The sequence below is a fragment of the Stenotrophomonas sp. 01N47 genome, from assembly GCF_056399165.1.
Genome location: NZ_JBFTQU010000005.1, coordinates 516,503 through 535,284, shown reverse-complemented (window position 1 = coordinate 535,284; position 18,782 = coordinate 516,503). Strand labels below are relative to the sequence as shown.

Annotated in this window: 21 protein-coding genes and 2 tRNA genes; 16 read left to right on the top strand and 7 right to left on the bottom strand. The window is 67.1% G+C overall.

All coding sequences use genetic code 11. The annotated features are described in order from the left end of the window. Positions 1-247: 247 nt before the first annotated feature. The 4 genes from AC1DKR_RS12340 to AC1DKR_RS12325 form a co-directional block, all read right to left on the bottom strand. Positions 248-445 (bottom strand): hypothetical protein, encoded by a 198-nt coding sequence (locus AC1DKR_RS12340; RefSeq protein WP_025875237.1) that lies wholly within the window; start codon positions 443-445, stop codon positions 248-250. A 31-nt stretch (positions 446-476) separates the two neighbouring features. Continuing rightward, positions 477-668 carry a hypothetical protein gene (locus AC1DKR_RS12335; protein WP_088100374.1) on the bottom strand — a complete coding sequence of 64 codons (192 nt, stop codon included), beginning with the start codon at positions 666-668 and terminating at the stop codon, positions 477-479. Positions 669-733: 65 nt separating this feature from the next. Next, a complete protein-coding gene (locus tag AC1DKR_RS12330) occupies positions 734-928 on the bottom strand; it encodes a hypothetical protein (protein WP_312107835.1) in 195 nt (64 codons plus the stop codon). Positions 929-939: 11 nt separating this feature from the next. Further along, the gene (locus tag AC1DKR_RS12325) at positions 940-1,509 is read right to left on the bottom strand and encodes a TlpA family protein disulfide reductase (protein WP_312107834.1); all 570 of its coding nucleotides are present in this window, start codon (positions 1,507-1,509) and stop codon (positions 940-942) included. A 107-nt stretch (positions 1,510-1,616) separates the two neighbouring features. Between AC1DKR_RS12325 and AC1DKR_RS12320 the strand changes: the two genes are divergently transcribed. Next, positions 1,617-1,757: a hypothetical protein gene (locus tag AC1DKR_RS12320; RefSeq protein ID WP_312786235.1), complete on the top strand. Its 141-nt coding sequence runs from the start codon at positions 1,617-1,619 to the stop codon at positions 1,755-1,757. Positions 1,758-1,765: 8 nt separating this feature from the next. Here the strand turns inward: AC1DKR_RS12320 and AC1DKR_RS12315 are convergent, their stop codons facing one another. Together AC1DKR_RS12315 and AC1DKR_RS12310 are read right to left on the bottom strand one after the other, a co-directional pair. Beyond that, positions 1,766-2,053 carry a hypothetical protein gene (locus tag AC1DKR_RS12315; protein WP_025875229.1) on the bottom strand — a complete coding sequence of 96 codons (288 nt, stop codon included), beginning with the start codon at positions 2,051-2,053 and terminating at the stop codon, positions 1,766-1,768. 39 nt (positions 2,054-2,092) lie between these two features. Further along, positions 2,093-2,860 carry a MipA/OmpV family protein gene (locus tag AC1DKR_RS12310; protein WP_312786234.1) on the bottom strand — a complete coding sequence of 256 codons (768 nt, stop codon included), beginning with the start codon at positions 2,858-2,860 and terminating at the stop codon, positions 2,093-2,095. 144 nt (positions 2,861-3,004) lie between these two features. Here AC1DKR_RS12310 and AC1DKR_RS12305 point away from each other — a divergent pair, with 144 nt between their 5' ends. From AC1DKR_RS12305 to AC1DKR_RS12235, 15 genes are all read left to right on the top strand, one after another. Further along, the gene (locus tag AC1DKR_RS12305; RefSeq protein ID WP_025875225.1) at positions 3,005-3,676 is read left to right on the top strand and encodes a response regulator transcription factor; all 672 of its coding nucleotides are present in this window, start codon (positions 3,005-3,007) and stop codon (positions 3,674-3,676) included. A gap of 1 nt (position 3,677) precedes the next feature. Continuing rightward, positions 3,678-5,021 (top strand): sensor histidine kinase, encoded by a 1,344-nt coding sequence (locus AC1DKR_RS12300; protein WP_428704139.1) that lies wholly within the window; start codon positions 3,678-3,680, stop codon positions 5,019-5,021. 70 nt (positions 5,022-5,091) lie between these two features. After that, a complete protein-coding gene (locus AC1DKR_RS12295) occupies positions 5,092-7,500 on the top strand; it encodes a DNA internalization-related competence protein ComEC/Rec2 (protein ID WP_447944896.1) in 2,409 nt (802 codons plus the stop codon). A gap of 3 nt (positions 7,501-7,503) precedes the next feature. After that, positions 7,504-8,166 carry a MotA/TolQ/ExbB proton channel family protein gene (locus tag AC1DKR_RS12290; RefSeq protein ID WP_108265380.1) on the top strand — a complete coding sequence of 221 codons (663 nt, stop codon included), beginning with the start codon at positions 7,504-7,506 and terminating at the stop codon, positions 8,164-8,166. A gap of 3 nt (positions 8,167-8,169) precedes the next feature. Continuing rightward, a complete protein-coding gene (locus tag AC1DKR_RS12285) occupies positions 8,170-8,592 on the top strand; it encodes an ExbD/TolR family protein (protein WP_025875217.1) in 423 nt (140 codons plus the stop codon). Continuing rightward, the gene (gene msbA, locus AC1DKR_RS12280; protein ID WP_089240069.1) at positions 8,589-10,337 is read left to right on the top strand and encodes a lipid A export permease/ATP-binding protein MsbA; all 1,749 of its coding nucleotides are present in this window, start codon (positions 8,589-8,591) and stop codon (positions 10,335-10,337) included. The genes AC1DKR_RS12285 and msbA overlap by 4 nt, the downstream gene beginning before the upstream one ends. Then, the gene (lpxK, locus tag AC1DKR_RS12275; RefSeq protein WP_478033062.1) at positions 10,337-11,356 is read left to right on the top strand and encodes a tetraacyldisaccharide 4'-kinase; all 1,020 of its coding nucleotides are present in this window, start codon (positions 10,337-10,339) and stop codon (positions 11,354-11,356) included. Before msbA ends, lpxK begins: the two co-directional genes overlap by 1 nt. A 75-nt stretch (positions 11,357-11,431) precedes the next feature. Further along, positions 11,432-12,205, top strand: a complete 774-nt coding sequence (gene kdsB, locus AC1DKR_RS12270) for a 3-deoxy-manno-octulosonate cytidylyltransferase (protein WP_363731055.1) — start codon at positions 11,432-11,434, stop codon at positions 12,203-12,205. Further along, positions 12,202-12,690, top strand: coding sequence for a low molecular weight protein-tyrosine-phosphatase (locus AC1DKR_RS12265; RefSeq protein ID WP_363731058.1), 489 nt, complete (start codon positions 12,202-12,204; stop codon positions 12,688-12,690). The genes kdsB and AC1DKR_RS12265 overlap by 4 nt, the downstream gene beginning before the upstream one ends. Then, complete coding sequence (locus AC1DKR_RS12260; RefSeq protein WP_312786529.1) at positions 12,687-14,099, top strand: hypothetical protein; 1,413 nt, start codon at positions 12,687-12,689, stop codon at positions 14,097-14,099. The genes AC1DKR_RS12265 and AC1DKR_RS12260 overlap by 4 nt, the downstream gene beginning before the upstream one ends. Next, complete coding sequence (uvrC, locus tag AC1DKR_RS12255; RefSeq protein ID WP_312786530.1) at positions 14,096-15,940, top strand: excinuclease ABC subunit UvrC; 1,845 nt, start codon at positions 14,096-14,098, stop codon at positions 15,938-15,940. Before AC1DKR_RS12260 ends, uvrC begins: the two co-directional genes overlap by 4 nt. Before the next feature lie 17 nt (positions 15,941-15,957). Beyond that, positions 15,958-16,584: a CDP-diacylglycerol--glycerol-3-phosphate 3-phosphatidyltransferase gene (pgsA, locus tag AC1DKR_RS12250; protein WP_025875200.1), complete on the top strand. Its 627-nt coding sequence runs from the start codon at positions 15,958-15,960 to the stop codon at positions 16,582-16,584. A 252-nt stretch (positions 16,585-16,836) separates the two neighbouring features. Then, a tRNA-Gly gene (locus AC1DKR_RS12245) sits at positions 16,837-16,912 on the top strand. A gap of 138 nt (positions 16,913-17,050) precedes the next feature. After that, positions 17,051-18,157 carry an NAD(P)/FAD-dependent oxidoreductase gene (locus AC1DKR_RS12240; RefSeq protein WP_478033058.1) on the top strand — a complete coding sequence of 369 codons (1,107 nt, stop codon included), beginning with the start codon at positions 17,051-17,053 and terminating at the stop codon, positions 18,155-18,157. Between the two features lie 105 nt (positions 18,158-18,262). Further along, a tRNA-Gly gene (locus AC1DKR_RS12235) sits at positions 18,263-18,338 on the top strand. A 67-nt stretch (positions 18,339-18,405) separates the two neighbouring features. Here AC1DKR_RS12235 and AC1DKR_RS12230 read toward each other — a convergent pair. Beyond that, the gene (locus AC1DKR_RS12230; RefSeq protein ID WP_478033056.1) at positions 18,406-18,753 is read right to left on the bottom strand and encodes a hypothetical protein; all 348 of its coding nucleotides are present in this window, start codon (positions 18,751-18,753) and stop codon (positions 18,406-18,408) included. Positions 18,754-18,782 lie beyond the last annotated feature (29 nt).

Sequence of the window (18,782 nt, the reverse complement as noted above, 5' to 3'; positions counted from 1 at the left end):
GGCATGGCACGGTGCTCCGGAGAAGGGAGTCCAGCGTTGCACCGTGGCCTGCGCTGTGAAATCGGCATGCGACGAAGACCGGAAAAGCGCGTGCCAAGTGCCGTCTGCAAGGATGAATCCGGGCCGCAAAAAAAACGGCCGCCCAATCGGACGGCCTGTTGCAACGCCCAGTGCAGACGGAGCGCGTCATCCATGCAGGAACTGTGGCCGGGAAGCCGAAGTCAGGTCCTGCGCTGGATGGGGTGGATCAGGGAACCTGGCAGCAGACGCGTCCGCCGCTCCAGCGGCCGTTGCCGCCGTAAGGACAGCCCGGCGTGTACTCACAGCCCGGTGCGAACCCGGCCTTGGCCGGGGTGGTCGCGAAGGCCTGCGCGGCACCGAATGACATGGCGGCCACCACGACGAGGCCGGCAATGGACGAGAACAGCTTCTTCTTTCCGATCATCTGTATCTCCTTTGCAGAGCTTCGAGGCGGGTTACATGGGGTCGCAGCAGACCAGCAGGCCGTGGGAACCTGCATTGCCGTACGGGCAGCTCGGATGTTCCTTGCAGCCCGGCGCGAAGCCGGTCTTCACCGGCGTGGCGAAGGCCTGTGCGGCACCGAATGACATGGCGGCCACCACGACGAGGCCGGCAATGGACGAGAACAGCTTCTTCTTTCCGATCATGTGTATCTCCTTGCAGTGGCGATGGAACATGAAGTCACCGCTTGCGGGGCGGTGTCGAAGCGGGATCAGTTGGCGACGCAGCAGATGCGCGTGCCGCCGGCGCGGCCATTGCCGCCGAACATGCACCCTGGGGTATCCACGCACCCTGGTGCGAAGCCAGTCTTCAGCGGCGTGGCGAAGGCCTGTGCGGCACCGAATGACATTGCAGCAACGATGACGATACCGGCGACGGACGAGAACAGCGTTTTCTTCCCGATCATGTGTATCTCCTTCAGTTGGTGTGGCTTCCCGGATTCATTGCCTTGGCGACGGCCTGTACCGTCTCTGTGTCGAGCTGGCCGACATGCTTGTAGGCGACGCTGCCATCCGCGGCGAGCACCATCAGCATCGGTGTCAGCGTGGCGCGATAGCGTTTGGAGACTTCGCCCTGATCGTCGACGGCGATAGGGAACGCCAGCGCGTGCTTGCCGGCGTACTCGGCAAGCTGGTCGTACGGTGGCAGGCCGACGCCCACCAGCTCGGCACTGCCTCGCGCAGCCGCGATCTGCTGCAGTTGTGGCAACGAGGCCAGGCAGTAACGGCAGGCGGTAGAGAAGAAGTAGAGGATCTGCGGCACGGCGCGTGCGCCGCCGATATCGACATGGGCCTGCTGCGTCGTCCGCAGCGTCAACAGTTCAGGTCGGGTGCCGGTTGCAAGGCCATGCGCATCCAGCTGGGTCTGCTGCAGCTGTGCCGCCATCTGTTCATTGACCTGCCGCAACTGGCGGTTCTGCCAGGAAAGCATGATGACCAGTGCGGCCAGCAGCAGGGCGAATACAGGAAACAGTGCACGCTTGAGCATCGATCATCCTTGAACGCCGCGTTGCATCGACCATACCGGAAACAGTAACAGGACTGTCAAGCTTTTGTATCATCGGTGACGCAGTTCCCAAATTTCAGGACGCCACCATGAGTGACCATGCTCCCGTTTCCCGGCCTAACCCGATCATCGAACTGCTGTTCGGCGGCAACATGCTGGAAGGCACCTTCAAGGCCGTGATCTGGGTCGCACTGCTGTCTGGGGTGCTGGCCTGGACAACCTGCCGCTGACGGAATGCTCAGGCGGCGGTGAAGGCCTGCCGCAGGCTGCGCAGCGTTGCCTGCCGATACTCGGCTGCACACGGCTCACCCATCTCCAGTTCCTGCAGGCGCAGACCGACCAAGGTCATCGACAGCGCATATCCGCGCGCAGCATCGGCAGCGCGTGACAGGCCAAGTGCACGTCGGGTCAAAGCGTCCACATGATCCATGTCCGGCAGCAGGCCCAGGTAGGCGCGCTCGGCGCTGTCCAGATCCGGCGCGCGCAGGATCGCGTTGGCATCGGCGGTGGGGGTGACGGCGGCCATGCGGGATCCTTGTTGTCCGTGCGGCGGATGCAGGTTCGGTCAGAACGCGCGCATCAGTGAGATGAAAGCGGATGTCTGGCTGCTGCGCCGTGCCATCGGGCTGTCCTCGACGGCATCACCGAACCACTGGTTGGCGACGACGCCGGTAGCGCGCCATTTCGTACCCAGCGGCGTGCTGACCGCGATCTGCAGGCTCGGCGAGGTGGCACTGCCGGGCTTGTAGGCCGCCAGCCCGGAGCGCAGCGCTTCCTCGTCGCTGATGCCGTAGTAGTAGTCGAGCAGGCGGGCGCTGGAATGCACCACGCCCACGCGCGGCACCCAGGTGAAGCGACCGGCCTGGATCGGATAGCTGTAATGCAGGCTTGATTCAATACCGCCGCCATGCCCGCTCACTTCGCGCTTCACGCTGGCCGCCACCGCGCCCCAGTCGGCGCTGTAGTCGGCATTGATGCCGACCATCGCCGACATCTGCCGGCTGTGCAGGCGGCGCAGCTGCGGATCGTTCACGTCGTCGGTCTTGAAGCGCAACGTGTAGGGCGTCGCCACCGCCGACAGGCGCAGGCCGTCGGCCTTGTAGAGGTTCATGCCAAGCGAACCGGGGCTGGCGAAGAAGCGCTTGCCCTGCCAAGACAGCGCCGGCAGCACCAGCGGCTTGTCGTCATAGTGTGCGTAGGCGCCAGTGGTCGCGCCGAAGGTGATGCCGGCCTGTACCCCCGGAGCCTGTTCCTGCGCGGTGGCCAGCAGCGGCGTGGAGAGAGCGACGGTGCACAGCAGGGGGCGCAGCAGGGCGGGGGACAGTGAGGTCATCGAAGTAGTGCGTTGCAGGGATGGCGATGCATGCTGCGCGCGCAACATTGTCGGAACATTGCGCAGGCGCAATCTGCTGGCATCGCCGCCACCTGCACGCCGAAGGCACTATGATCGGCACCGTTTCCGGTTGCCGAGCCCCTGATGCGTATTCTCCTGGTCGAAGATGACCCCGATCTCTCGCGAGCCCTGCAGTCCGGGCTTGAGCGCCAGGGTGTGGTCGCCGACGTGGTCGGCAGCCTGGCCGAGGCTGCGCTCGCCCTGCGTGAGCCGGTGCATCAGCTGATGCTGCTCGATCGGCAGCTGCCGGATGGTGATGGCGTGGGCTTCGTGGCGACTGCCCGTGCCCTGCGGCCGAACCTGGCGGTGATCATGCTCACCGCCAAGGGGGGCCTGTCAGACAAGGTGGAGGGGCTGGATGTCGGTGCCGATGACTACCTGGTCAAGCCGGTGGCGATCGAAGAGCTGATGGCGCGCATCCGCGCCGTATCGCGTCGACCGTCGGCAATGGTGACCCCCCGGTTGCGGCTGGGCCGGCTGGAGTTTGATTTCGAATCGCTGCAGGCACAGGTGGATGGCCAGCCGGTCGCACTGCCGCGGCGGCAGGTGCTGGTGCTGCAGGCCCTGGCGATGCGGCAGGGGCGCACGGTCACCCGCAGCGCGCTGGAAGCGGCGGTGTACGGATTCGATGATGAGATCCAGTCCAATGCGCTCGATGCGCATATTTCAAAGCTGCGCAAGGCGCTGCAGCAGGCTGGGGCAGGCGTGGAGATCCACGTGATCCGTGGCGTCGGTTACCTGCTGGCGGAGGCCTGAGATGGCACGACCGATCCGTTCGATCACCCTTGGACTGGCGTGGCGGCTGTTCCTGGCGCAGGCCTTCACGGTGTTGTTCGCCGTCGTCGCGCTGATCCTGACCTGGGGCGACAAGGACACCTGGGGCATGGACATGTTCATGGCCGAGAGCGCAGCCAATGCGGTGCACAGCGAAGGCGGCCGGCTGGTGCTGGACGAAGCGCGCTGGCAGAAGCTCGATGCGCATGCTGGTGGCAACCTGTGGTTTGCCGCGGTCGACGATCGCGGTGTATGGCTGCAGCGCGGCACGCTGCCTGCCATCCACGCGCCGCTGCTGGCCCGCCTGCCGACACTGGGCGCCACCGAGCTGGGGTCGCTGGTACCGCCGTACCTGGACGTGGCCCGGGTGATGATCCGCAACGAAGACGGCCGCCGCATCACGGTGATGGTGGGCGGGGCGCCGAAGGGCGGCCTGCTGGATGGCGCATTGATGGTGCTGCGGTTGATCGGCCTGTGGTTCTTCCTGCCGTTGATCGTGGTCACGCTGCTGGTGATGCCGACAGTGATCCACCGCGCCATGCGTGGCGTGCGCCGGTCCGCGCAGCAGGCCAAGGAACTTGATATCGGCCAGCCCGGTGCGCGCCTGGACGCGCAGCTGGTGTCTACCGAGGTGGCGCCTCTGGTTGAAGCGTTCAACGATGCGATCGACAAGGTGCAGCAGGGCTACGCAGCACGCGACAAGTTCCTGGCCGATGCCGCGCATGAACTGCGGGTGCCGATTGCGGTGGTGCAGGCGCGCTTGTCGCAGTTGCCGCAGGGAGAGTTGAAATCGCAGCTGCTGACCGATGTCGCCCGCCTCGGCAACGTCGCCGAGCACCTGCTCGACCTGCAGCGCCTGGACCGGAACGTCGCAGCGTTGCAGCGGCTGGACCTGGCGCATGTCGTGCGCGAAGCGGCCGCGGACCTCGCTCCGCTGGTCGTGGGTGCCGGCTATGGCTTCGAAGTGGATGCGCCGGAAACGCCGGTATGGATCCATGGTGATGGCCTGGCCCTGGGCCGGGTGATCGCCAACCTGGTGCACAACGCCATCGTCCACGGCGGCGGACGCGGCACCATCTGCGTGCGTCTGGACCGACAGGGCCTGCTGGAGGTCAGCGATCAAGGCGCCGGTGTGCCGGTCGGTGACCGCGAAGCGATCTTCGAGCCGTTCCACCGCCTGCGTGCCGCCGGCAGCGGCAGCGGCCTGGGCCTGCATCTGGTCAAGGAAATCGTGCAGCACCACGGGGGCACGGTGAGCGTGGGCGAGGCTGTCGGAGGCGGCGCCAGTTTCCGGGTCAACTTCCACCGCGGCAGCGTGCGTCGTTAGTCGGGCGCTGACAAAACCGCAGGGAGTTGCCTGATGGTTGCGTGAGGCCCTACCACGGCACGCTGTGTCGATGGCTGCCGATCGGACCTTGTCGCCGCTGCTGGGCCCCGCGTGCGCCGCCGCTCTGGTCACCGGTGCCTTGGCCTGCGTGCTGTTGCCGGTGTTGCCGCCGCTGTGGCTGTCTGTTCTGGCGGCCGCCGTGGCGGCGTTGGGCTGGGTGCTGCGCTGGCGCGGGCGCGCGGCGGCTGCGCTGCTGTTCGGCTTGGCCTGGACGTCCTGCCATGGGCATTGGGCATTGCAGGCGCAGCTGCCGGCCGGTGCTGCTGCCCAGGATGTGCTGGTCCGGGGGCAGGTCGTCGACCTGCCGAAGCAAGCGCCTGGATACACCCGGTTCGAATTCCGGGTCGATGCGTCCGATGCGACGCCGATGCTGCGTGGAAAGCGGCTGCAGGTGTTCTGGCACGCGCCCCGGCGCGGGCCGGTCGACGCCGGGGCTGATCAGAGACATCGCCTGCACGCCGGCGCGGACTGGCAGTTGTCGCTGCGCGTGCGGCCGCCACGCTCGCGTATCAATCCAGGGGGCTTCGATGGCGAACGGCATGCGTTGCTGCACGGGCTGGCAGCGAGTGGCAACGTGCGTGATGCCAGCACCACGAGGCAGCTGCGTCCCGCGCACGGCCTGCCCGCTTGGCGCGAGCGCACCAGTGCGGCCATCGCCACGCAGATCGCACACCCCTCGGCACGGTTCATCCAGGCCTTGGCGCTGGGCGATACGCGTGGCCTGTCCGATATCGACTGGGCGCAGCTGCGCGCGCTGGGCCTGACCCACCTGATCGCCATTTCCGGCTTCCATGTCGGTCTGGTGGCGGGCTTCGCCGCATTGCTGTGTTCTGTTCTCTGGCGGTCCTGGCCGGGGCTTGCCGGGTTCTGGCCACGACCACAGGCGGCGGCCTGCGCGGCGGCGGTGGCAGCGGCCGGATATGCCGTTGTCGCAGGCAGCGAGCTGCCGACTGTGCGCACCGCGTTGATGATCGCGGTGGTGGCCCTGGCACGCGTCGTCCGCCGTCCGGTGACAGTGGCACAGGGCTTGGCGCTGGCCGCGCTGGCGATGTTGCTGCCGGCACCGCTGTCGGTGCTGTCTGCGGGCTTCTGGCTCAGTTTCGGCGGCGTCCTGTGGTTGTTGTGGTGCCTGCCGCAGGGGCGGCCGAAGGGGGGCACCGCGATGCTGCGCGGCGCGCTGGCAGGACAGGGGGTGGCCAGCGTCGCTCTGCTGCCGCTGGCAGTGGCGCTGTTTGGCGGGACCGCGCGGCTGGGGCCGCTGGTGAATCTGCCGGTGATTCCGCTGTGGAGCCTGCTGGTAGTGCCTTTGGCCCTGCTGGGAACCGCTCTGGAGGCCTTGCTTAGTGGGGCAGGGCAGTGGCCTTGGCGCGCGGCAGCTTGGGTGTTCGATGGCAGTTGGCAGCTGATGCAGCCGTTGGCCGAGCACCCGCAGGCGATGTGGTGGCTGGCGCAGGGGCCAGCCTGGGCGGTGCCGGCGGCGTTGCTGGGGGTGTTCTGGTGGTTGTTGCCGCGTGGTGCCGGTGCGGTGCTTGCCGGGTCATTGCTGTGCCTGCCATTGCTGTGGCCGGCACGGTCGGTGCCGCAGCAGGGCGAGTTGGAACTGGTGGTGCACGATGTCGGCCAGGGCGCGGCTGTGCTCCTGCGAACCGCCCACCACGCACTCTGGTACGACGTCGGCCCGCCGGCGGGTAGCGGAGGCGAGGAGCGGATACTGCTGCCGACGTTGCGGGCGTTGGGGCAGGTGCCGCCGGCACGGGTGATGATCAGTCACGACCACCTGGACCACAGCGGCAACCTCGCCGCGTTGCGCCGACAACTGCCGGGCCTGGACGTACTGGCGCCACAGGGCAGTGCGATTGCCACTGCCCGCACCTGCCAACAGGGACTGCGCTGGCAATGGGATGGGGTCGATTTTCAGGTGCTGCATCCGCCCGCTTTGCCTGCAGCTCCGGCGAAGGGCGTCGACAACGAGGCCAGTTGCGTGCTGCGGGTCGCCGGCGCGCACGGGGTGGTGCTGCTGCCCGGTGACATCGGCCGGCCCGGCGAGCAGGCGCTGCTGGCGGGCGCTGCCGCGGCGCTGCGTGCTGACGTGGTGCTGGTGCCCCATCACGGCAGTGGCGGCAGCTCCACCCCCGGCTGGGTGAAGGCGGTGGCGCCACGGTTGGCGCTGGTCTCGGCCGGGCACCAGAACCGCTTTGGACACCCGAAGCGTGACGTGGTGCAGCGCTGGCAGGCGGCCGGCGCCGAAGTGCTGTCCACCGCCGAGTCCGGCGCGATCCGCGTATGGCTTGGCGCACAAGGCCTGCAGCTGCGTGAACAGCGTATCCACGCAGCCCGGTGGTGGGATGCCGCTGGGCGGGCACGGTCGGCTGCTATCCTATCGCCGATCGAACAAGCGGCCGTTGGGCCGGAGGGTTGAAACGTGTGGGAACTGGTCAAGGCCGGTGGCTGGCCGATGGTGCCGCTGCTGCTGTTGGGCGTACTGGCTTTGGCGATCGTCCTGGAGCGTTTCTGGTCCCTGCGGCGTAACGAGGTACTGCCGCCTGGCCTGGGCCAGGAAGTGCGCAACTGGGCTGCGCGCGGCAAGCTCGACCCGGCGCACCTGCAGACCCTGCGTGCCAATTCGCCGTTGGGCGCCCTGCTGGCCGCGGCACTGGAAGCGCGCAATCGCCCGCGCGACCAGATCCGCGAGCGCATCGAAGACACCGGTCGCCACCTGGTGCACCGCATGGAGCGTTTTCTCAACGCGCTGGGCACCATCGCCTCGGCCGGCCCGTTGCTGGGCCTGCTCGGCACCGTGGTCGGCATGATCCAGATGTTCCTGGGCATCCTCGATCACGGCGTGGGTGACGTGAACCAGCTTGCAGGCGGTATCGGCAAGGCGCTGGTATGCACCGCCACCGGCATGATCGTGGCGATCCCGGCGCTGATGTTCCACCGTTTCTTCAAGGGCCGCATCCACGGCTACGTGGTGGAGATGGAGCAGGAAGCCAGCGCATTGCTGGATACGCTGGATGGCCGGCCCGGGGTGATGACCCCGGCACCCGCCACGCGCGCGTCCTCCGCCGCTACGGCAAAGGCCTGATCGATGCGTATCGGCAACGACCGGTCCCAGGATGAGCCGCATATCGACCTGGTGCCGCTGATCGACGTCATCCTGGTGCTGATCATCTTCTTCGTGGTCACCACCACCTTCGATGCGCGTTCGACCCTGCAGGTGCAGCTGCCGACCGCCAGCCAGCAGCAGACCAACGAGCCGCCGCGCTCGCTGAGCGTGCTGATCAACGCTGACGGCCGCTACTTCGTCAACGATCAGGAAGTGCTGCGCAGCGACGTCGAGTCGGTCAAGCAGACCATTGCGGCTGTCGCCGGCAGCGACCGCGAACAGACCGTGCTGCTGCGTGCCGACGCGCGCACTCCCTACCAGGCCGTGGTCACCGCGCAGGACGCGCTGGGCCAGCTCGGATTCCGTCGTATCGCCATTGCAACAGCGCCAGAGGTGCGTCCATGAGTTCCCATCACGCGCCAGTGTGGCCGATCTACAAACGTCTGCTGGGCTATACCCGCACCTACTGGGTGTTCATGATCGGCGCGGTCATCGCGATGGTGGTCGAAGCCCTGGCCGGCTATCACTTCACCAAGCTGATGGAGCCGTTGGTCAACCGGGGCTTCGTCAACCCTGAGCCGCGCATGGCGGTGATCCTGCCGCTGACCATCCTCGGCCTGTTCCTGATGCGCAGCGTGGCGACCTGGGTCAGCGACTACACGCTGGCCAAGACCGGCCGCAGCGTGGTCCGCGACCTTCGCGAACAGGTACTGCAGAAGTACCTGCACCTGCCGTCCTCGCACTTCGACGCCGAAGCGACGCCGGTGATGGTCAGTCGCCTGAACTTCGATACCGAACAGGTCACCCAGGCAAGCGCCGACGCGCTCAAGACCGTAGTCGCCGATACCCTCACCATTATCGCCATGCTGGCGGTGATGCTGCAGATGAGCGTCAAGGTGACGCTGGCGATGCTGGTGGTGGTGCCGCTGATCGGCGTGATCGTCTCCTACGTGGGCAAGCGCTACCGGCGCATCAGCCGCGGCATCCAGGACGGTATGGGCACCATGGCGCAGACCGCTGAGCAGTCGCTGGCGGCGCAGCAGGAAGTGAAGGTGCACGGCACCCAGCAGCACGAGATCTCGCGCTACTCGCGCCTGGCCAACCGCATGCTGGCACTGAACATGAAGGTGGAAGTGACCCGCGCGGCCGCCTCCAGCGTGGTCCAGTTCCTGGCGGCGCTGGCGCTGGCGGTGATCGTGTGGGTGTCCACCCGCGAGGCGCTGGCCGGCAAGCTCAATGCAGGCCAGTTCATGGGCCTGATGACCTCGATGATGGCCATCATTCCGTCGCTGCGCCGGCTGACCAGCGTGCAGACCTCGATCTCACGCGGCGTGGCCGCTGCCGAGCGCCTGTTCAGCATCATCGACATGCCGGTCGAGCGCGACGACGGCAAGCACGCGGTACAGCGCGTACGCGGCGAGCTGGCCTTCGAGCACGTCATGCTGCGTTACCGTGAAGACAGCGGCATCGCCCTGGACGACATCAGCTTCGTTGCCAGGCCGGGTACGGTCACCGCCATCGTCGGTCGTTCCGGCAGCGGCAAGACCAGCCTGATCCGGCTGGTCCCACGCTTCTACGAACCCAACGGGGGTCGCATCCTGCTCGACGGCGTCGCTCTGGATGACTACCCGTTGGCCGACCTGCGCAGGCAGGTGGCCATCGTCGGCCAGAAGGTGATGCTGTTCGACGACACGATTGCGGCCAACATCGCCTACGGCATGGATGCAACCGACGAGCAGATCCGCGCGGCGGCCGAAGCGGCCAATGCCTGGGAGTTCATTGCACGCATGCCGCAGCAGCTGCAGACACCGGTGGGTGAGAACGGCGCGCTGTTGTCCGGCGGCCAGCGCCAGCGCCTGGCGATCGCCCGCGCGATCCTGCGCGACGCGCCGATCCTGATCCTGGACGAGGCCACCGCGGCGCTGGACAACGAATCCGAGCGCCTGGTGCAGGATGCGCTGCAGCGTTTGATGCCCGAGCGCACCACGCTGGTGATCGCGCACCGCTTGTCGACCATCGAGCATGCCGACCAGGTGCTGGTGATGGACCATGGCCGCATCGTTGAACGCGGGACCCACCAGGAGCTGCTGTCAATGGGTGGCCTGTACCAGCACCTGCACAACATGCAGTTCCGCGAAAGGCAGGACTGATGGCGGGCAAAGGTACCCAGACCCCGCCGTACTGGTATGACGGCAGCCCGGTTCCCTGGCCGATGCGATTGCTGGCACCGCTGTACGCGGGCGTCACCGCGTTGCGTCGGCGCCTGTACCGGCGTGGCTGGCGCAAGCGCCATGCGCTGGCGGTGCCGGTCATCGTGGTCGGCAACATCACCGCCGGCGGCACCGGCAAGACGCCTCTGACCATCGCCCTGGTCGAGCGCCTGCGGGCAGCCGGTTGGAAGCCCGGTGTGGCCAGTCGCGGCTATGGCCGCGAAGACGCCGAAAAGGCACGTTGGGTGGAAGCCGATACGCCGACCGCCCTCGGTGGCGACGAGCCGGTGCTGATCGCCTGGAAAACCGGCGTGCCGGTGCGCGTGGACAGTGATCGCGTGGCGGCGGGCAAGGCGTTGATCGCCGCCGGCTGTGACGTGATCGTCTGCGATGATGGCCTGCAGCACTACCGGCTGGCGCGCGACATCGAGATCGAGGTGGTCGATGCCCAGCGTCGCTATGGCAATGGCCGCATGATTCCAGCCGGCCCGCTGCGCGAGCCGGTCAGTCGCGCCGCCGAATGCGATTTCCGCGTGGTCAACCTCGGCCAAGCGGATGAAACGACGGCTGCCCAGGCCTGCGGCTTCGGCCAATGGCCGATGGCCCTGCACATCGACAGCGCACAACCGCTGACCGGTGGACGGGCGCGTCCCCTTTCGTACTTCGCCGGCCAGCGCGTGCATGCCGTGGCCGGCATCGCCCATCCGCAACGCTTCTTCGACATGCTGCGTGCGCGTGCGATCGGCGTGGTGCCGCATGCCTTTGCCGACCATCACGCTTATCAGCCGCAGGATCTGTCCTTTGGCAGCCAGTTGCCGGTGCTGATGACCGAAAAGGATGCCGTGAAGTGCCGCGCGTTCGGCAACGACTGGCATTACGCCGTGCCGCTGCGTGCCGAGATGCCTGCTGCTTTCTGGATCGCGTTGACCGATCGCCTGGACAAGCTGCGACCGAACTGAGGGGCCGTGCGGCGCTTGCAAATGCACGCCGCCGGCCGCATTCCTGCTGTATCGCGCCTGCCGAGTACCGCCCGCATGACCGACTTCGTTGTTGCCATCCCGGCCCGCTATGCCGCTTCGCGGCTGCCAGGCAAGCCGCTGCGCCTGCTGGGCGGAGAGCCCATGGTGCTGCATGTGGCCCGCCGCGCGCTGCAGGCCGGCGCAGGTGAGGTATGGGTCGCGACCGACGACCAGCGCATTGCCGACGCATTGTCCGGCCTGGGGGAAGTGAAGGTAGCGATGACCGCAGCTTCGCATGCCTCTGGCACCGATCGCCTGGCCGAGTGCGCACGCATCGCCGGCTGGGCGGACGACACTGTAGTGGTCAACCTGCAGGGCGATGAGCCGTTCGCACCGGCCGCCGGCATTCGCGCTGTGGCTGCGGCACTGGTGGAGGGCAGCGCACCGATGTCGACCTTGGCCACGCCGGTCGAGGATGCGCACACGCTGTTCGACCCGAACGTGGTCAAGCTGGTGCGCAACGTGCGCAACGAGGCCATGTACTTCAGCCGTGCACCGATTGCCTGGCATCGCGATGGCTTCGCCCGCAGCCGCGAGATCCTGCCCGAGGGCCACCAGTGGCTGCGCCACATCGGCATATACGGCTACCGTGCCGGCTTCCTGCAGCAGTTCGCCTCGATGCCCCCGGGCGCGTTGGAACAAGTGGAATCGCTGGAGCAGCTGCGCGTGCTGGAAGCGGGCTACCCGATCGCCGTTGCAATCTCGCCCGAACCCTTCCCGCCGGGCATCGACACCCCTGAAGACCTGCAGCGCGCCGAAACGCTGCTGCAGGCGATGGCCGCGCGATGAGGCTGCTGGTCGTCTGCCTCGGCAACATATGCCGCTCGCCGATGGCCGAAGGCGCGCTGCGCGCCCGCCTGGATGCCTCGGCGCTGGCCGGGCGGGTGCAGGTCGATTCGGCCGGTACCGGCGACTGGCATGTGGGCCAGCCACCCGACCGGCGTGCGATTGCGTGCGCGGCCGGGCATGGCGTGGACCTTGGCAGCCTCCGCGCGCGGCAACTGCAGCGGCAGGACTTCGACGCCTTCGACTGGATCCTGTGCGCCGACGAAGCCAATCTGCGTGATGCCGCTCGCCTTGCTACCGCCACCCAGCGCGAGCGCCTGGCGCTGTACCTGCCGTGGTCGGGCGGGCAGGGCGAACGTGCGATTCCCGATCCCTATACCGGCGGCAGTGATCATTTCGAACAGGTCTGGTCGCTGGTCGATGCTGCTGCCGAACGCACAGTGGCACGCCTGTTGCATCACGCCCACTCCGGCATAATCGGGCCATGAACATCCAGCCCGTCCCGGACCTGCCCGAGTTCGCCGCTTGGCTCAATGCCGCGCCCTGCACCCTGACCGAACTGCGTGGCCGGCCGGTCGCGCTGTTGTTCGTCAATGCCGCGTCCGCATGGAGCGCGCAACGGCTGGCCGAGTTCAGCCAGTGGCTGTCACGCCACCCCGGCAAGCTGCAACCCTTGGTGCTGCAGGTGCCACGCTTCGATTTCGAGCGTGACGCCAGTGCTGCATTGAAACTGCTGCGTCGGCAGGGCCTGACCATGCCGGTGCTGCTCGATGCCGATTGGGATGGCTGGCGCCGCTTCGGCGTGACCGCCTGGCCGACCATGGTGTTGCTGGACGCGCAGGGCCGCGAACAGCAGCGCTTGATCGGCCAGGGTGCGCCCGGCGAGCTGGAGCGGGCCCTGAACGTCCTCTGCGAGGGGGCGCCGTCGGCGCCTTCGCGCGGCGGCAGTGAACTGCACCCCGAACCGCGCCAGGCGCTGCGGTTCCCGATGGGTCTGGCGGTGAGCCAGGAACGGCTGTACATCGCTGACAGTGGCCGCCACCGCATTCTCGAATGCAGTCACGGTGGCCGCGTGCTGCGTCAGTTCGGTCTGGGCACCGCCGACTTCATGGACGGCAACCTCGCCGAAGCCGCCTTCCACCGGCCGCAGGCGCTGGCGCTGGAGCGTGAGTCGCTGTACGTGGCCGACACCGGCAACCATGCCGTGCGCCGCATCAATCTGCTGACCGGCCTGGTCGATACGCTGTGTGGCAACGGCCGTCCGGGCGCCCCCGTGGAAGGGCCGGTGGCGCAGCCACGGCAGGTGTCGCTGGATCATCCGGTGGGCCTGGCCATCGCCGAAAACCAGCTGCACATCGCCATGGCCGGCGACAACCGCATCTGGAGCTACCACCTCGGCCAGCGCAGCCTGCAGTGGCGCGCCGGCAGCGGCGCCATCGACGAGCGCGACGGCAGTGGCCATCTGGCTGCGTTCGCCCAGCCCACTGCCGTGGCCGTGGTCCAGCAGGTGCTGTACGTGGCCGACGCGCTGGGTTCATCGATCCGTTCATTGCAGCTGCGAGGCGATCTGGTGCAGACCCTGGTCGGACAGGGCACCTGGCGCTTCGGTGAAGATGACGGCCCGCGCGCGCAGGCCAGCCTGCAGTTCCCGCAGGCGATCGCGTTGAGCCCGGATGCCCCGTTGTTGTGGATCGCCGATACTGGCAATGGCCGCCTGCGCACGTTGCGCCTGGGTGGCGGCGAACTGACCACCCAGCCCTTGCCGCGGCGCCTGCATGGCCCGGCCGGCCTGGCCGTCGGTGCCGGCGCGGTGTGGATCGCCGAAACAGATTCCCACTCCGTACTGCGCCTGGACCCTGACAGCGGCGTGCTCAGCGAAGTGCCGATCAGCGAATGACCGTTGTTCCTGTCCCGACCTTCGATGGCAAGGCATTCGCGGCCCAGCTGAGTACCGCCCCGGGCGTGTACCGCATGTACGCGGCCGACGACACGCTGTTGTACGTCGGCAAGGCCCGCGCGCTGCGCAACCGCGTGGGCAGCTATTTCAACGGCAGTCCGAAGAACGCGCGCATCATGTCGATGCTCTCGCAGATCGTGCGCATGGACGTGACCGTGACGCGCTCGGAAGCCGAAGCGCTGCTGCTGGAAAACCAGCTGATCAAGTCGCTGTCGCCGCGCTACAACGTGTCCCTGCGCGACGACAAGACCTATCCGCATGTGCTGCTGACCCGCGAAGACTGGCCGCGCATCGCCCTGCATCGTGGTCCGCGTGCCATTCCCGGACGCTATTTCGGGCCGTATCCCGGCGTCACCGCAGTGCGCGAGACGCTGAACCTGATGCACAAGCTGTTCAAGCTGCGCAGCTGCGAAGACAGCGTGTTCCGCAACCGCTCGCGGCCCTGCCTGCAATATCAGATCGGACGCTGCAGCGCGCCGTGCGTGGAACTGGTGCCAGCAGCGGACTACGCCGAGTCGGTGCGCCGGGCGGCGATGTTCCTGGAAGGCAAGAGCGATGAGCTGACCCGCGAGCTGGGCGAGCAGATGCAGGCCGCCAGCGAAGCGCTGGAATTCGAGCAGGCCGCGCGCCTACGCGACCTGATCACATCGTTGCGCAGCATGCAGACCCGCCAGTACGTGGACGGCCGCGCGGCCGACCTGGACGTGCTGGCGGTGGCCATGCAGGGCTCGCAGGCCTGCGTGATGCTGCTGGCGTTCCGTGATGGCCGCAACCTGGGCACCCGCCCGTTCTTTCCCCGCACCAACGGCGAGGAAAGCCCGGATGAAGTGCTGGCGGCCTTTGTTTCGCAGTACTACATCGAATTCGAGCCTCCGCGCGAGATCCTGCTCGACCGCGAAATTCCCGATGCCGATCTGATCGGTTCTGCGCTGTCGGCCTCGGCCGAGCGCAAGGTGCAGTTGAAATGGAACGTCCGCGGCGAGCGCGCCGGCTACCTGGAACTGGCCAGCCGCAACGCGCAGTTGACCCTGGCGACCGAGATCAACAGCCGCACCGCGCAGCACGCGCGCAGCGAAGCGCTGCGGGTGATGCTGGGGCTGGCCGAACCGGTGAAGCGGGTGGAGTGCTTCGATATCAGCCACACCATGGGCGAAGCCACCGTGGCCTCCTGCGTGGTGTTCGATGCTTCCGGCCCGGTGCGCGCGCAGTACCGCCGTTTCAACATCAGTGGCATCGAGCCGGGCGATGATTACGCCGCGATGCGCCAGGCGATCGACCGCCGCTTCCGCCGCGCGGTGGAGGAGCAGGGCGTCCTGCCGGATGTGCTGCTGATCGACGGTGGCGCCGGCCAGCTGGCCCAGGCCCAGGCAGCGTTGGCCGATCTGGGCGTGGAAGACGTGCTGCTGGTGGGGGTGGCCAAAGGCGTGGAACGCCGTGCCGGCCACGAAGCACTGGTGATGCCCGATGGCCGCGAACTGCGCCCGGGTGCGGCCGATCCCGCCCTGCAGTTCATCCAGCAGGTGCGCGATGAAGCCCACCGCTTCGCCATCACCGGCCATCGCGGGCGCCGGCAGAAGGCCCGGATGACCAGCAAGCTGGAAGACATCCCCGGCATCGGGCCGCGACGGCGCGCCAGCCTGCTGAAGCATTTTGGCGGTCTGGTCGGCCTGAAAGCGGCCGGAGAAGCGGAAATTGCCAAGGTGGAAGGCATCAATGACGCCCTCGCAGCGCGCATCTACGCTAACCTGCACGGGTTGGCCGCGCCGGATCCGGCCGAGTAGAGAGAGAATAAAGCAGCATGACGTTGACCCTGCCCACCTGGCTGACCCTGTTGCGGATCGTGATGATCCCGGTGCTGGTGCTGGTGTTCTACCTGCCCTACACCTGGACCAACTTCGCATCGGCGGCGATCTTCGGCCTGGCCGCGATCACCGACTGGCTCGATGGCTGGATCGCGCGCCGTTACGGCCTGGAGTCGGCGTTCGGCGCGTTCCTCGACCCGGTCGCGGACAAGCTGATGGTTGCGGTGGCACTGTTCCTGATCGTGCAGGGTCATCCGACCCCGTGGATGGCGTTCTGGGCGGCGGTGATCGTCGGCCGCGAGATCGCGGTGTCTGCACTGCGCGAGTGGATGGCCGAACTCGGCCAGCGCGCCAAGGTGCGGGTGGCGATGATCGGCAAGGTCAAGACCACCGCGCAGATGGTCGCGCTGCTGTGCCTGCTGTATTCGGTGGCGCCGAACGTGCCGGTCGACGACATCTGGATGGGCCCGCCGGTATTCCATATCGGTGACTGGACCCTGGCCATTGCCGCAGTGCTGACCCTGTGGTCGGGCCTGCAGTACCTGCACGCCGCCTGGCCCAGCCTGCGTGACGACGAGCGCGCCGCGCGCGAGCGTTCGCGGCAGAAGAAGCTGGGCAACTGAGCACCGGGGTCGGATCCCTTTCCGTAGGAAAGGGCTCTGACCCCATCGTTGCCCTCATCCACGCATGGCGTGGATCTACTGGGCATACGTTCTACGCAGGATGCCTCATCCACGCATGGCGTGGATCTACGGGAATGTGGGTTTGCGGTAGATCCACGCCATGCGTGGATACGCCATGTCGGCCACTCCCGCAAATCCCTGAAAAAAAGCGCTTGACGCAATCCTTGGAATAGGTAGAATTTCGCCTCCCAAGCGGGAATAGCTCAGTTGGTAGAGCGCAACCTTGCCAAGGTTGAGGTCGCGAGTTCGAGTCTCGTTTCCCGCTCCAGATTCAAGAAAAACGCTCCCGAAAGGGGGCGTTTTTCGTTTGGCCGGAGCGGCTTCATCCCCACTTCACCGCCACTCCATCGCCTCACCATGTGCCGATCCCACGCTGTACTCCCGGATCCAGCAAGGTGATGCCGCGATGCCTCACACTCTCCCTGCCAACGACTACGACGTGGTCATCGTCGGCGCCAGCTTCGCCGGTGCCGCCTGCGCACTTGCCGCCGTCCAATACGGCCTGCGCGTCTGCGTGCTCGAGCGCAAGGCCGACCCTGGCGAACGCCTGCATACCACCGGCATCGTGGTGAAGGAGGCCATGGAGCACACCTGGCTGGGGCGCATGCCCGAACACCTTGTGCAGCGCGTAGCGCGCGTGCGCCTGTATGCCCCAAACCTGCACAACGTGCTGCTGACCGCACCGGGCTACTACTTCCTCACCACCGATACACCGAACCTGATGCGCTGGCTGGCCAGCGAACTGCGTGCCAATGGCGTGGACCTGCGGCTGCAGCAGTCGTTCACCGACGCCTGCCGCGACGGCGACGCGTGGCAGGTTGAAGGGGTGGGGCGCACGGCCTATCTGGTCGGCGCTGATGGCGCACGATCACGTGTTGCCCAGCGTACCGGCCTGGGCCAGGTGCGCGACAATCTGTATGGCGTCGAGCGCGAGTTTGCCGGCGTGCAGCTGCCGGAAGGCGATGCCTTGCACTGCTTTGTCAGCCGCCGGTTCGCACCCGGCTACATCGGCTGGGCCGCGCAGAACCCCACCGGCGTGCAGGTGGGATTGGCGCTGCGGCATGATCCCGCACATGCACGCGCGCCGGATATCGAGGGTTTCCTTGAACACGTGCGCGACGTTGTGGGACTTCCGCACTCGGCCCAGGTTGCCGGCACCCGCGCGGGCCTGGTGCCCTGCGGGTTGCCGGATGGCCCGATCACCGCGCCGGGCGTGATCCTGACCGGTGATGCGGCAGGTGTCGTCTCGCCGCTGTCGGCCGGCGGCATCCACTCGTCATGGCGGCATGGCTGGGCGGTCGGTGATGCGATCGGGTTGCACCGGCGCGGCAAGGGGCCGGCCGCAGAGCAGGTGGCGCGTCAGGCGGCCCCCACCTTTCACCGCAAGCGCGTGCTGCGCTGGGCAATGGACCACCTGCAGCGGGACTGGCCGGTGGATGCGCTGCTGCGCACCGGCCCGATGCGCCGGCTGGCCGAGCAGATCTACTTCCATCGGCGGGGCGTGCGGATGTGATCCTGAAGCTGAACGCTGCTTCATGAGGGGGAAGCAGAATCCTGTTGACGCCGTGCAGCAATCCCGACACAATAGCGCTCCTTCGACGCAGGTCGAACGGAATCTGCGGGAATAGCTCAGTTGGTAGAGCGCAACCTTGCCAAGGTTGAGGTCGCGAGTTCGAGTCTCGTTTCCCGCTCCAGATTCAGAAAAACGCTCCCGCAAGGGGGCGTTTTTCGTTTGCGCACCGGCAAGGGATTGCGATTGCGCTAGCGCGGGCTGCCTCGGCCCGCACCGCACCAGGTTCGCACGTCCGCACGATCGAAGCCGGCGCAGGCGTTCTTCCGCGTGATGTACAGATACGGGGCGTCGGCCTGGTAGGTGAAGTGGTAGTAATAGGTCCGGTCCTGGCCGTACAACCAGTAGCTCGACGAGCCCTTGTTGATCACGTAGGGCTCGAAGGAAAAGATCGACGACTGCGCGGGGATGAAGTTGCTGCGGTCCATCAGCAGCATGGCCGCGTTCGACGCCAACGGAGTGGTCAGGCAGATCGCCGTCGTGCCCACGATGAGCACGGTCGCGAAGATGCCGAGCGTGCGGCGAAGGGCGGATTTCAAGCGTATTGCCTGCCAGTGGAAGCGTTCAG

Bases quoted from the DNA above. Each gene is read 5' to 3' on its own strand.
- AC1DKR_RS12340 (WP_025875237.1), bottom strand. From the start codon at position 445: ATGATCGGAAAGAAGAAGCTGTTCTCGTCCATTGCCGGCCTCGTCGTG.
- AC1DKR_RS12335 (WP_088100374.1), bottom strand. From the start codon at position 668: ATGATCGGAAAGAAGAAGCTGTTCTCGTCCATTGCCGGCCTCGTCGTG.
- AC1DKR_RS12330 (WP_312107835.1), bottom strand. From the start codon at position 928: ATGATCGGGAAGAAAACGCTGTTCTCGTCCGTCGCCGGTATCGTCATC.
- AC1DKR_RS12325 (WP_312107834.1), bottom strand. From the start codon at position 1,509: ATGCTCAAGCGTGCACTGTTTCCTGTATTCGCCCTGCTGCTGGCCGCA.
- AC1DKR_RS12320 (WP_312786235.1), top strand. From the start codon at position 1,617: ATGAGTGACCATGCTCCCGTTTCCCGGCCTAACCCGATCATCGAACTG.
- AC1DKR_RS12315 (WP_025875229.1), bottom strand. From the start codon at position 2,053: ATGGCCGCCGTCACCCCCACCGCCGATGCCAACGCGATCCTGCGCGCG.
- AC1DKR_RS12310 (WP_312786234.1), bottom strand. From the start codon at position 2,860: ATGACCTCACTGTCCCCCGCCCTGCTGCGCCCCCTGCTGTGCACCGTC.
- AC1DKR_RS12305 (WP_025875225.1), top strand. From the start codon at position 3,005: ATGCGTATTCTCCTGGTCGAAGATGACCCCGATCTCTCGCGAGCCCTG.
- AC1DKR_RS12300 (WP_428704139.1), top strand. From the start codon at position 3,678: ATGGCACGACCGATCCGTTCGATCACCCTTGGACTGGCGTGGCGGCTG.
- AC1DKR_RS12295 (WP_447944896.1), top strand. From the start codon at position 5,092: ATGGCTGCCGATCGGACCTTGTCGCCGCTGCTGGGCCCCGCGTGCGCC.
- AC1DKR_RS12285 (WP_025875217.1), top strand. From the start codon at position 8,170: ATGCGTATCGGCAACGACCGGTCCCAGGATGAGCCGCATATCGACCTG.
- msbA (WP_089240069.1), top strand. From the start codon at position 8,589: ATGAGTTCCCATCACGCGCCAGTGTGGCCGATCTACAAACGTCTGCTG.
- lpxK (WP_478033062.1), top strand. From the start codon at position 10,337: ATGGCGGGCAAAGGTACCCAGACCCCGCCGTACTGGTATGACGGCAGC.
- kdsB (WP_363731055.1), top strand. From the start codon at position 11,432: ATGACCGACTTCGTTGTTGCCATCCCGGCCCGCTATGCCGCTTCGCGG.
- AC1DKR_RS12265 (WP_363731058.1), top strand. From the start codon at position 12,202: ATGAGGCTGCTGGTCGTCTGCCTCGGCAACATATGCCGCTCGCCGATG.
- AC1DKR_RS12260 (WP_312786529.1), top strand. From the start codon at position 12,687: ATGAACATCCAGCCCGTCCCGGACCTGCCCGAGTTCGCCGCTTGGCTC.
- uvrC (WP_312786530.1), top strand. From the start codon at position 14,096: ATGACCGTTGTTCCTGTCCCGACCTTCGATGGCAAGGCATTCGCGGCC.
- pgsA (WP_025875200.1), top strand. From the start codon at position 15,958: ATGACGTTGACCCTGCCCACCTGGCTGACCCTGTTGCGGATCGTGATG.
- AC1DKR_RS12240 (WP_478033058.1), top strand. From the start codon at position 17,051: ATGCCTCACACTCTCCCTGCCAACGACTACGACGTGGTCATCGTCGGC.